10 protein-coding genes are annotated in these 12,896 nt (G+C 44.0%); 1 reads left to right on the top strand and 9 read right to left on the bottom strand.

Annotated elements, in window-relative coordinates:
* Positions 1–23 precede the first annotated feature (23 nt).
* From FTU66_RS08710 to FTU66_RS08690, 5 genes are read right to left on the bottom strand one after another with little or no spacing between them, the layout of a single operon-like run.
* The gene (locus tag FTU66_RS08710) at positions 24–2,159 is read right to left on the bottom strand and encodes a type IV pilus secretin PilQ (protein ID WP_180112696.1); all 2,136 of its coding nucleotides are present in this window, start codon (positions 2,157–2,159) and stop codon (positions 24–26) included.
* A 60-nt stretch (positions 2,160–2,219) separates the two neighbouring features.
* Positions 2,220–2,744, bottom strand: coding sequence for a pilus assembly protein PilP (locus FTU66_RS08705; protein ID WP_179997195.1), 525 nt, complete (start codon positions 2,742–2,744; stop codon positions 2,220–2,222).
* A complete protein-coding gene (locus tag FTU66_RS08700) occupies positions 2,744–3,451 on the bottom strand; it encodes a type 4a pilus biogenesis protein PilO (RefSeq protein ID WP_180112660.1) in 708 nt (235 codons plus the stop codon). The genes FTU66_RS08705 and FTU66_RS08700 overlap by 1 nt, the downstream gene beginning before the upstream one ends.
* Positions 3,448–4,083, bottom strand: coding sequence for a PilN domain-containing protein (locus FTU66_RS08695; protein ID WP_004974461.1), 636 nt, complete (start codon positions 4,081–4,083; stop codon positions 3,448–3,450). Before FTU66_RS08695 ends, FTU66_RS08700 begins: the two co-directional genes overlap by 4 nt.
* Positions 4,083–5,141, bottom strand: a complete 1,059-nt coding sequence (locus tag FTU66_RS08690) for a pilus assembly protein PilM (protein ID WP_179991402.1) — start codon at positions 5,139–5,141, stop codon at positions 4,083–4,085. The genes FTU66_RS08695 and FTU66_RS08690 overlap by 1 nt, the downstream gene beginning before the upstream one ends.
* A gap of 169 nt (positions 5,142–5,310) precedes the next feature.
* Here FTU66_RS08690 and ponA point away from each other — a divergent pair, with 169 nt between their 5' ends.
* On the top strand, positions 5,311–7,863 hold the full coding sequence (gene ponA, locus FTU66_RS08685) for a penicillin-binding protein PBP1a (RefSeq protein ID WP_180112658.1): 2,553 nt from the start codon (positions 5,311–5,313) through the stop codon (positions 7,861–7,863).
* A gap of 123 nt (positions 7,864–7,986) precedes the next feature.
* Here the strand turns inward: ponA and FTU66_RS08680 are convergent, their stop codons facing one another.
* The 4 genes from FTU66_RS08680 to FTU66_RS08665 all read right to left on the bottom strand — a co-directional run bounded on the left by FTU66_RS08680 (position 7,987) and on the right by FTU66_RS08665 (position 12,895).
* The gene (locus FTU66_RS08680) at positions 7,987–8,790 is read right to left on the bottom strand and encodes a putative RNA methyltransferase (RefSeq protein WP_180112657.1); all 804 of its coding nucleotides are present in this window, start codon (positions 8,788–8,790) and stop codon (positions 7,987–7,989) included.
* Between the two features lie 73 nt (positions 8,791–8,863).
* Entirely contained in the window at positions 8,864–9,982 is a 1,119-nt protein-coding gene (gene mraY / locus FTU66_RS08675; RefSeq protein WP_168418907.1) for a phospho-N-acetylmuramoyl-pentapeptide-transferase, read from the bottom strand.
* Positions 9,983–11,392: a UDP-N-acetylmuramoyl-tripeptide--D-alanyl-D-alanine ligase gene (gene murF, locus FTU66_RS08670; protein WP_180112656.1), complete on the bottom strand. Its 1,410-nt coding sequence runs from the start codon at positions 11,390–11,392 to the stop codon at positions 9,983–9,985.
* A gap of 9 nt (positions 11,393–11,401) precedes the next feature.
* Entirely contained in the window at positions 11,402–12,895 is a 1,494-nt protein-coding gene (locus tag FTU66_RS08665) for a UDP-N-acetylmuramoyl-L-alanyl-D-glutamate--2,6-diaminopimelate ligase (protein ID WP_180112655.1), read from the bottom strand.
* Between the last annotated feature and the right edge of the window lies 1 nt (position 12,896).

Here is a 12,896-nt window from a genome sequence, read left to right as displayed (position 1 = left end):
ATTTTGTTTAAATTGAAAATATATTAATGATTTCTTGAAACACTGTCATTAACAATTCGTGGTGTAACAAAAATCAGCAACTCACGTTTGTTTTCCGACTTAACATCTTTACGGAATAAACGTCCGATATAAGGAATATCGCCCAAGAATGGAACCTTGGTTTGAGAGTTAGCCGTTTGTTGCTCAAAAATACCCCCCAAGACTACAGTTTCACCATTGTCCACCAAAACGTTGGTATTCACGGCGTTCTTGTTAATGGTGAGCTGACCTGTAGGTGTTGCTGCACCTGGTGAGTCACTGGTGATATTTAATTGCATTTGAACTTTACCATCAGGTGTGATACTTGGAGTCACATCCAGACTTAAAGTCGCATCAATAAATTCGGTGGTCGATACAGCATTGACACCCCCACCCTCAGAAGATTGATACGGAATTTGCGTACCCGATGCTACTTTGGCATTTTGCTTATCTGCAGTCAGGATTTTTGGTGTCGAAATCACTTCACCGTAACCATCGGCTTGTAATGCAGACAATTCCAAATCTAGCATAAAGTCAGACAAACTGATTAAACCAAAGGCAATGCGGCTAGCACCTGCACTGGTCACTCCTAAATCGACATTCAGGTTTTGCGGACGTTCAATTTCATACTTCCAACCACCCATATCATCATCTTTTTCTGGTTCACGCAAGTTCCACAAGGTCGTGTCACTACCACCCACCAACAAGTGATTATTGTTGGTAATCCCTTGTGACAAGATGCCCCACTTCACCCCCATTTCTTTGGTGAAATCTGTGGTTGCACGAACAATACGTGCTTCAATCATCACTTGCTTCACAGACACATCTAGCAAATCAATCATTTGACGAATCTGATCAATTTTTGCCGATGTATCGTTGATGATTAAGGTATTGGTACGTGGATCTACCGACACTGTACCGCGTGGACTCAACAAGCTACCAACGCTATCGCCTAATGGATCAGTACCTGTATTGGTATTTGAACCACCACGTGATGCATTCTTGCCTTGCGTAATTAGTTTTTCAATATCTGCCGCTTTGGCATAGTTCAATTGAATATATTCAGTTTGTAGTGGCGCCAGTTTCACACTTTGCGCAATCGCTTTGGCTTCTTCTTCTTCGGCTTTAATCAATTCAGAAACAGGTGCAATCCAAATCACGTTGCCATTACGACGCTTATCTAAGTTTTTGGTTTTCAGGATAATATCTAAAGCCTGATCCCAAGGTACATCTTTTAAACGTAAGGTAATGTTGCCTTGCACAGTGTCTGCTGCCACCATGTTAATGCCTGTGAAATCAGCCAATAACTGCAATACACGACGCACTTCGATGTCTTGGAAATCCAGTGAAATCTTTTTGCCTGTATAGCTTTGCGCTGCACGCGGTTTAAACGGGTTTTTATCGACAGGGCGTTTTAAGCTGATGGTTAGCTTGTCTTCTGCCTGATATGCCATATATTCATAGCTGCCTGCAGCTTGAATAGTAATCACGCCATTGCTGCCATCATTGTGTGCATCAATGGTCGATACAGGTGTTGCAAAGTCATTTACATTTAAACGACGTGCTAAATGTGCAGGTACTTTATTGCCTAAAGTACGTACCACAATTTTGCTGCCTTGCTGCTGCACATCTACAGGCGTATTGCTACCGAGTAGATCAATCACCACCTGACCTTCGCCTTCACCGCCACGCTGGAAACCAATATTGGATACACCTTGCGCACTACGTTGGGCAGTCACGGCAGCCACAGGGGTTGCCGTTGTTGAGTTGATTTTTAAAATAAAGGTGTTGCCTTCAACACGCGTGGTAAATGCGCCCGCATCGGCCAAGTTCACAGTTAAACGTGAACGCTGTGCATCTGAGCTTACCTCTACAGAGCTGGCTTCTTTGGTCGCGACTGCAACGCTGTTTTGCTTAAGCGTTTGTTGCGCTTTATCAAAATCTAAAATCAAGCGGGAAGGTTGTTCCAGCTGATATGCTGCAGGTTGAGGTGGCAAACCATTAAACATGACACGAATTTCGGTGCCCTGTCCCGGAATTTGCATGGGTACGATGTTGGTAATGCTGACTTGGGCATTGGCAACTTGCATCACTGCCATTGCGACTGCGCCCATTGAAAACTGACGGAACAAATTGTTCATTGTATTACCATCCCCAAAAATAAAATCTTTCACACTGTTATTCATTTTTATTCCTTTAATTCATGGCGCAGGCCCAATTAAAACTAAACTTCTTGGACGTTCTACATAACCTTCACGACCATCTGGAATAATTTCGATTAAATCAATTTGTGTAGGTGTAATATTCACCACACGACCATGATTTACCCCCATATAGCTACCACGCTGGATACGCTCAATTTCACCATCAGGTGTTTGAATCAATGCCAAAATTTGACCATTTTGACGCATACTGCCTTTCATGGTCAGTGACTCAAGTGCGTAATTTTCCAGTGGTTGTAGCTGGCGAGCAAGGTTCGGATAAACGCGCTTCCCTGCCATAATTTTAAGCTCTGCCGCCAATGAACTTGGCATAAATGGGCTTTTGAGCTGGTGTGCTGCATAGTTAAAGGTTGGTGCAGGCTCAAACACAGGTGCAGGTTCAATGGGTAGTGGTGGCTGATTACGAATTTCAGCCATTTGTGCATTGACTGCATCAATCCGTGAATCACATCCCACCATCAACAAAGTTGCCATCAGAGCCAACGAAAGCTTTTCAATTTTCATTATTTCGCTCCTCCAGCATTACCCGCGGTTTGTGCATCTGCACTGCCGACATAACGATAAGTTTTTGCTTGCGCTTTATAGGTTACTTGCGGAATATCGGTTTTCTTGTCTTTATTTTCAGTCGCCACAATTTCAAAGTCGTGCATGGTCACAATACGTGGCAATGCTGCTGTACCGCTTACGAATGAACCAAAGGCATGATAATCGCCTGTCGCTTCAATTGAAATTGGCTGTTCAATAAAGAACTGTTGTTTAATTTCATTCTCTAAACGAATGTTTTTAAACTTCAAACCTGAATTCACGCCTGTGACGTTAATATCTTCAACTAAACCTGGAATTTCAGTTTCTTTTGGCAATTGTTCAAGTTGTTGGTTAAAGTTCGCTTCCATTTCTTGTAATTGCGCTTGGTATTGCTGCAAATTACGCAATTTAGAATCTTTTTCACGGAACTCATTTAACAAGTTTTGTTCTTGTGTATGTGCTGCTGCAATGGCATCTAACTTTGGCTTGATTACGACAAAGTAACCTAAAGCTAGAATCAGGAAAATAATAAAAATCCAGCAGGTAATTTTGACCGAAAGTGGCCAAGCACCATAATTGTTAGGATCTAGGGTATTGAACTGTTGAAAAAACTTTTCAACGGTCATTTTCTTTTTCGGAGCAACAGCAGCATCCTGATTTACTTCATCAAATTCATCGAGACTCATTGTGCTGCCCCCGCTGCTGATGTTGAATTAGATTCTGTTGGTGTTACTGGAATTGCAATTTCTTCTAAATCTGAAGTCACTACAAAAGTACCGTAACTTTCCTCTACACGAGGAACCACAGAGCTTGGTGCTTTATCTTTATTTTCTTCTTTAGCTAAGAATGAATTCATAAATGCATTGCGATACCACGGCGATGCTTCCAAATTACGCAAGAATTCAGCCACCGTATTTGGACTTTCAGCCTTGCCCTCAAAAGTGAATTTATTGCCTGTACGGCTCACTTTGGTTAAGTACATATTGCTTGGTGTCACACGCACCAATTCATCCACCAAACGCACGGCAATTGGACGCTGACTTTGTAAGCCCTGAATAAGCTTCATGCGCTCAACAATAGCATTACGCTGTTCTTGCAAGCCTTCTAAAGATTTTAATTGTACATCTAGGTTTTGGTTGGTACTGATCACCAATTGATTGGCTTGTTCTTGATCTTGTAACTTCGCGTTGTAGAAGAACCACGCCAAAGCCACCAATAACACCCCAACAGCAGCCGCTGCAATACAAAATACAATAAATTCTTTTTTACGTTTTTCTCTTAGCTCATCGCGCCAAGGGAGTAAGTTAATCTTTGCCATTAATCAAAACTCCTCATTGCTAAACCACATGCCACCATCAATGACGGCGCATCACTTTCAATTCTTTTAATGTCGATTTGTGGAGAGAAGCCCATTTGTAAGAATGGATTGGCAATGGTCACACGGTAGCCCAGTTTTTGCTGCAACAACTTCGCAAGACCTGGAATATTGGCATTCCCCCCTGCCAATAAAATGTGATCAATTTCGTTAAATTGTGAAGATGAGAAAAAGAACTGCAATGAACGTGCCGCTTGTTGCACCACCGCTTCTAAGAACGGTTCGAGCACCTCTACATCGTAGTCATCTGGCAAAGTACGGCTTTTTTTCGCACGTCCTGCTTCTTCATACGATAAACCATAACGGTTTTGAATTTCTTGAGTCAGCTGTTTGCCGCCAAAGGTTTGCTCACGAGTGTAAATAATTTTGTTATTTTGCAGCACCGACAATGTGGTCATGGTGTGACCAATGTCTAGAATACCAATTGTGTTCACACCCATTGGCAGGGTATCGGAGAACACTTTAAAGGCATTTTCAATTGCAAAACTTTCAACATCAGCAATTTTGGCGGTCAATCCACCTAAATCCAATGCTTCAACTCGTGCTTCCACGTTTTCTAAACGGGTGGCCACCAGTAACACATTGACTCGGTTTGGATTGGCTAAACGGTCTGGTTGGACTTCAAAGTCTAGGCTGACTTCATCTAATGGGAATGGAATATATTGCTCGGCGTCCATACGAATTTGAACTTCACGCTCATCGCTAGTCATATCTGCATCCATTTCAATGATTTTGGTAATCACCATTGAGGTTGGAATTGCTAATGCTGCAGATGTAGATTGCGTGTTTGCTAAGTTCAATGCACGTTCAAGCGCATCCCCGACTGCTTCTGGATTGAGAATGTTTTTTTCAACCACACTGCCTTCTGGAAGTGGGACCAGCGCATAGCTCTCGACCCAGTATCTACCATTCTTAACAGAGAGTTCTAATAACTTAACAGAAGTAGAACTAATATCTACACCTATTAACCCCTTACTTGGCTTACGATATAACCTACGCACAATAGTACCATTCCTATTATTTTTTTATCCCCAAAAAAATTTAACCTACTAATCCGCGCTGGTCTATAATTTTTTACGGATACAATAATTCATCTAACAATCCGTAAATCTACTCGCTATACTGACCAGCAATTAGTTTGCTATTAGCGCTTATTAAAACGCACTTGTTATGAAAAAGCTATCTTGTTCGGGTCGTGTTCATCCATTTTTTTTGATCATAATTATAATTTTGGTCGCAATACCGATGGGTTTCTATGGCATGTATCTCTATATTGCCCCATCTTTGCCAGAAATGACCACCTTAAAAAAAGCGCCATTATTAAAACCATTACAGGTTTATAGTGCCGATAATGAGCTAATTGCCGAGTATGGCGGCAAGCTTTCTGTGCCTGTCGATTATGAACATATTCCTGAAAAATTCATTTTTGCATTCTTAGCTGCAGAAGATTCTGCCTTTTTTGAACACAGTGGGATTAGCTTCAAAGGCTTAGGGCGCGCGTTGAGCGAGGCGGTAACAGGCTCCAATGTGCAAACTGGCGGCTCAACCATTACCATGCAAGTGGCAAAAAACTATTATCTCAGCCCTGATCGTACTTTAAAGCGTAAACTCACCGAAATCTTTTTAGCGCGTAAAATTGAACAGAACCTGAGCAAAGAAGAAATTTTGACTTTATACGTCAATAAAATCTTTTTGGGTAAAAATGCCTATGGCATCGCGGCAGCTGCCAAAATTTATTACAACAAAAGCCTAGAAGAACTGTCGATTGCACAAATGGCGATGATTGCAGGCTTACCTAAAGCACCTTCACGCTACAATCCAGTGGTGAATCCTGAGCGTGCTTTAGAACGTCGTAACTGGATTTTGGGGCGTATGCTGCAACTGGGCTATATCAACCAAAATGAATACCAAAAAGCCATTGCTGAACCCATTAATTTAGATATGCCAGACCGCAGCATCAGCAATAAACATCCGTATATTGGTGAAATGGTGCGTGCTGAACTGGTTAGTAAATTTGGCGAACAAGCGGTTGATTCGGGCTATAAAGTTTACACCACGGTAGACAGCAAACGTCAGATGTATGCAGAACAGGCGGTACAAGAAGGCTTAGAAGCCTATGACCGTCGCCACGGCTGGCGTGGTGCAGAGGCACACGACAAACCGCTGAATGAGTTTCGTGCTTATGCCAACACCTACCCTGCGCAAGTCAGCAAAGTGCTGAATAATTCTTTTGAAGCGTTAATGCAAGATGGCACAACAGTTACTGTACCATGGTCAGGTATGTCTTGGGCGCGCCCCTATCGCAATGCCAACAGTGTAGGCAATGCGCCAAGTCGTGCGGCACAGATTGTAAAAGTCAAAGATATTGTCCGTTTACGTCCAAATGAAAATAAAACCGCTTGGTCATTGGTACAAGTACCGAAAGTGCAAGGTCAATTGGTCGCAATTAACCCGAATAATGGCGCCATTGAAGCGTTGGTCGGTGGATACAACTTCTATCAATCTAAGTTCAACCGTACTTTACAAGGTTGGCGTCAACCGGGTTCCACCATCAAACCTTTTGTATATGCGCTGGCTTTAGAGCGTGGTATGACGCCACACACCATGGTCAATGACAGTCCAATCACCATTGGTAAATGGTCACCACGTAACTCCGATGGTCGCCATTTAGGCATGATTCCGTTACGTCGTGCTCTCTATTTATCTCGTAACACGGTTTCGGTACGCTTATTACAAGAAGTCGGTATTGAGCGTACCCGCCAACTATTCATGGATTTTGGTTTGCAGGAAGATCAGATTCCGCGTAACTACACCATTGCATTGGGTACACCACAAGTTTTGCCTATTCAAATGGCAACGGGCTATGCCACTTTTGCCAACGGTGGTTACCGTATTCAACCGCACTTCATTAACCGTATTGAAGATGCTTATGGCAAGGTGATTTATCAAGCCAATCCTGAATATGCGTGTATTGCTTGTATTAATTCCAAAGAACAAACGACTGAAAGCGCCGAAGCCACCACACCAGATGATGAAGTGATTGAAGTGACCAATAAAAAACTGGCACAAGCTGAACAGGATCCACAATTATTGGCAGAGCGTAGTCAGTACAAACAGGCACAACGTATTTTAAAATCTAGCTCGGCGTATGATATGTCCAATATTTTACGTGACGTAATTCAACATGGTACTGGACGTGCTGCGCTCAGAATTGGTCGTGGTGATATTGGCGGTAAAACAGGAACCACCAACGATGCAAAAGACGCTTGGTTCGCAGGTTTCAACGGCAAACTGGTGACTGTGGCTTGGGTGGGCTTTGACCAACCAACAACTTTAGGACGTCGTGAATATGGGGGGGTTGCAGCGCTGCCAATTTGGACAGACTTTATGGGCAATGCACTTAAAGGCACACCTGAAGCATGGGTCAGTTTAGACAGCAAAGCCAAAGCGCCACAACGTGAACTCAATCAAATGAATGCAGAACAGAAGCAGGATTATCGTGCTTCACCGCCATTGGCACGTCCACTGTATCGACCTGCACCTGTTGCGCCAGCACGTGCGCCTGAGCGAGATTTTGACGATTTACCAGGCGATGAGGTATTAATTCCTGAAAACGCTGCACCGCCTGCCATGCACGCGCCAAACAACAGCCCTGCCAAACCAAATGCAGCACCTAAACCTGCTCCCGATGCTTTAGAAAACTTAATTGACGAAGTCTTATAAACGCAGACAAGTAGTCAGAAAAAAGCCCTCATTTACAAAAATAAGGGCTTTTTTATGGGTACAACTTAAACTTTACTGACAGTCAGTTTTTCAAAAGTATGAGTTTGACAGAAGCACTCAAACTTACTTTTTCTGAAACAGATAAATTTGATGCTGTGCTGTCACATCAAATTGGGTTTGTTGTTCCAAGGTCTGACGACGCTCTGCTTTGGCTTTGTAAGCATAAGGTGTCATAGCAATTAAATGATTTAAATCGTTTTGATTGAGCTGTAACGGCGTTTCCACCACGCTAGCATCGACTAAATCAAAGTCATCTTGCAATTGAGCGATAAATTTTTCAGGTTCATGCGGCTTCACTTCTTCAAACAAAGCTTGACGCATCGCCAATAAATGCTCAGGCGCAGGCGTCACCACTAGCAAATAACCTTGTGGTTTTAAAACCCGTAAAATTTCCTGTTGCGGAATTGGGCTAAACAGGCTGGTACATAAATCAATACAATGCTCCAAAACAGGCAAGGTTGCTCCTGTCCCCACCACCCAAGTCACTGCGGAATTCAATTTTGCCGCTACTTGTACGGCATTCTTGGCAATATCCACCCCGACACACTGCAACACTTCGCCTTGCATGGCAGCAGTGTAATAACCTTCACCACAACCAATATCCAACAAATTTTCGATGCGTAAGGCACGAATTTTTTGCACCACCGCCTGTTGCAAGGGCGCATAATGCCCTGCACTTAAAAATGCACGGCGTGCCTGTACCGAAACAGGTGTATCTCCTGGGTTTTTACTGTGTTTATGCTGCACGACATGCAAGTTGACATAGCCTTGTTTCGCGACATCATAACTGTGGTTGCTGGCACAGCGCCACGTTCTGTCATGCAGTTGTAAGACCTGACGACACACAGGACACATCAGCAGATTCATGATTTTCTCCAAAGCAGGCGGCATAAAAAAGTCGGCAGGTGCCGACTTTTCAAGGTTTTTCGGTTCTTTTGGCTTAGCGTAATTTTAAGGTCATTAGGCCTAAAACCACCAGCATAATTGTAATAATCCAGAAGCGAATCACCACTTGGGTTTCACGCCAGCCTTTCTTTTCGTAGTGGTGATGCAACGGCGCCATTAAAAAGACACGTTTATTGCGCATACGCAGTGAACCAATTTGCAGGAATACTGAAATGGCTTCCACTACAAATACACCGCCCATAATCGCAAAGACGATTTCCTGACGTACCATTACAGCAATCGTACCCAGCATTGCCCCCAAAGACAGTGCGCCCACATCGCCCATAAACACTTGTGCAGGATGCGCGTTATACCACAGGAATGCCAAGCCAGCACCAATCATTGCTGCGCAGATCACCACCAGTTCAGAGGCATATTTCACATAAGGAATATGTAAATAATCTGCAAAGCGAACATCCCCCGCCAAGTAGGCAAATACACCCAAACCTGCTGCAACTAGCACGATTGGCATAATCGCCAAACCGTCTAAACCATCGGTCAGGTTAACTGCATTTGAGGCACCATTAATAACTAAATAGGTAAAGATAATGAAACCTATACCCAATGGAATCAGTGACAATGGAATACTGAAATCTTTAAAGAATGGGATCAAGACATCCAGCATATCTGCAGTTTGCGCAGGGTTTGGCTGTTGGGTTGCAATCACATACAACGCAATACCTGCCCCTAACGATGCCACCGAAGTCCAGAAGAACTTTTTACGTGCTGGCAAGCCAGCATTGTCTTTGTAGCGAATTTTAATCCAGTCATCCGCCCAGCCTACAGCGCCAAAGATCACCATGACCGCAAGTACAATCCAGACATAAGGGTTAGATAAATCTGCCCATAATAGAGTCGAAATACCAATGGAAAGCAGGATTAATACACCACCCATGGTTGGCGTACCCATTTTTTTGGCATGCCCTTCGGGTGCATAAGAGCTGACTGCTTGACCGTATTTCAATGCTTGCAGTTTACGAATCATCACAGGGCCAAGCACCAAGCCAATGCCAAGTGCAGTCAATACACTCAGTAATGAACGTAATGTTAAATAACGAACCACTTGAAACGAACTGTGATAGCCCGCAAGCTGTTCAAATAACCATAACAGCATTTAAATTTTCTCCATCAATGCAGCCATCAACGTTTCCATATGGGTATAACGAGAACCTTTGAACAGGAAACTCATGGACTGAGGTTGATGTGTTTTTACCAGATCAATTAAAAACGGCAAGGCTTGTTCTTGAGTGACAAAAGCCTGTAATTTTTTTCCATATTGGGTACTACGTGCACCTTCTTGGGTCGCTGGTGCAAATTCACCAACTGCCACCACAAAGTTGATGCCACGAATAGACACCAAATCACGCCCCAACATATAGTGCTGTTGTGCTGCGCTATTGCCCAGTTCGCCAATATCACCGATCACCATAACCCGCACACCTGTTTGCTGTGCAAGGACTTCGCCTGCAGCACGCATAGAGGTTGGATTGGCATTATAGGTGTCATCAATAAATAAATGCGTGCCTTGCTGAATAAAGTTCAAACGACCTTTTGCCCCTTGTGCCTGCTCCAAGCCTGCGACAATATCATCTAAACTTACACCAATTGCCAGTGCAAAAGCGGCAGCAGCCGTGGCATTTTGTACATTGTGTTCACCTGCAAATGGCAAGTGAATCTGACGCACACCATGCGTGGTATTTAAACAAAAACTTGCTGATTGTGGCTGAAGCTGAATGTCTGTCGCAAACACATCACCGCCTTCACCAAAACTTAGACGCTGTTCTGACTGAACCGCTTGCTGAATCTGTTCGGCAAAATCATCGGCAGCAGGGACAATCGCTGTACCTTGCGAGGCAATATGTGCATAAATTTCAGACTTGGCCCGACAAATACCATCACGCCCACCAAACTCACCCAAATGCGCAGTACCAATATTGATAATGCCTGCCACCTGCGGCTGCACCAAGTTTGAGGTGTAATCGATTTCACCTTGATGACTGGCGCCCAATTCCATCACTGCATATTGATGGCTAGCATTCAACTCCAATAACATCATCGGCACACCCAAGTCATTATTCAGGTTGCCACGGGTAATTAAAGTCGGTGCCAAACGTGACAAAATACTACCGAGCATTTCTTTAGTGGTGGTTTTACCGCTACTGCCTGTTAACGCAATCACTTTTAATTGAGGATGTTGCTGACGACGAAATGCGCCCAAGTGTCCTAAAGCTAAACGGGTATCAGGCACAACCAATTGGCAAATATCTGCGTCTACAGGCTGGCTGACAATTGCCATAGAACAGCCCTGAGTCGCTACTTGTGCCACAAAATCATGCGCATCAAAACGCTCACCTTTTAAAGCCAAAAAGGCATCGCCTGCTTCGGCATGACGTGAATCGGTTAAAATACGTTTAATCTCGCCTTGCGGTGCTTGCCCATTGAACCAATAACCCTGTGTTGCCTGTTTGAGTTGTTCGGCAGTCCAAGGTTCTAAAATTGCGGTACTGGTGGTGGAAGTGTGCATACAAATTCCTTATTGGGCAGGATAAGCAGAAGGTGAACAATGCTGTGCATCTATCGCAGATTGCACTTCAACCACATCGTCAAACCAGTGTCTTACCCCATCTATTTCTTGATAGTTTTCATGACCTTTGCCTGCAATCAAGACAATATCGCCTGACTGTGCATGTTTGACTGCATATTTAATCGCTTCACGACGATCATGAATTTCATGGCTCTGTGCCACCGACAAATCGACACCTGTCTGCATATCGGCAAAAATTTGCAAAGGATCTTCTGTACGCGGGTTATCAGAAGTCAAAAGCACAACATTGGCATAGTCCAATGCCGCTTGGGTCATCAGTGGGCGTTTACCACGATCCCGATCTCCACCGCAGCCAAACACCGCCCAAAGCTGTGCGCTAACATGGCGTTTTAAGGTTTGCAACACTTGAATTAGGGCATCTGGCGTGTGTGCATAATCCACCACAAATAAACGCTCTGCATCACGCAACACTTGCATACGCCCCGGTGCGCCTTTGAGTTGTGCAGTCGTGTGTATTAAATCCTGTAATGCAAAACCTGCTTGCTCTGCTGCGATTAAACTCGCGACCAAGTTTTCAACATTAAAATGTCCGAGCAACGGACTTTGCACCACATATTCTGCCGTAGCAGTTTGTAGATGGAAACGTACACCATTCAGACTGTATTCAATCTGCTGTACTTGATAGTCTGCCGCTTGCTGCGTGGAATAAGTCAAAATTTTCGGTTGCGCAGGGTTCTGTTGCGCCGCTTGCAGCATGATCCCAGCATATTCATCATCTAAATTGACAATTGCAACTTTTAAACTGGCAAACTGAAACAGCATGGCTTTGGCTGCAGCATACGCCTCTAAAGTACCGTGATAATCCAAATGATCACGGCTCAGGTTGCTATATACCGCAATTTCAATATCGCAGCCATTTAAGCGCCCTTGCTCCAAACCATGTGAACTGGCTTCAATTGCGGCAAATTTTGCCCCCTGTTGTGCATAGCTGTATAAAGCATTTTGCAGTTGCAAGGCATCTAAAGTGGTATGTGTTGAAGCTTCCAAATTAGGCAAAATTCCGTTGCCTGTGGTGCCCATTACCGCACAGCGTTGGGCTTGTAACATTAACAACTCAGCAATTAAGCGGGAAATCGTGGTTTTACCATTGGTGCCCGTGACTGCAAGCATACGCGCTAAAGGTACAGGCTGTCGTGCTTGTAAATATTGTTTTTGCCACTGTCCCATGCGCTGACGCACATCTGGCACCACCAAATTATTGGCAACTGCCAGTTCAGTTTCCGAAATCACCGCCAAAGCACCTTGATCTAAAGCTGCTTGTGCAAATTGTGCGGTTTTTTCAGGCTGCGATAAACTGGTCAGGGCAATAAAAATTTGCCCTGCTGTCACATGGCGGCTGTCAAGTTGAAAGCCCTGAAAGTCTTGTGTCATCCAATCTGCAACGCGAGAACTGCGATAAATATGTTGAAAGCTGATAGACATG

The organism is Acinetobacter sp. YH12131 (assembly GCF_013418635.1).
In the GTDB taxonomy this organism is placed as follows: Bacteria; Pseudomonadota; Gammaproteobacteria; order Pseudomonadales; family Moraxellaceae; genus Acinetobacter; species Acinetobacter towneri.
The sequence above is the reverse complement of the archived record's forward strand: the minus strand, read 5'-3'. Positions and strand labels throughout refer to the sequence as shown.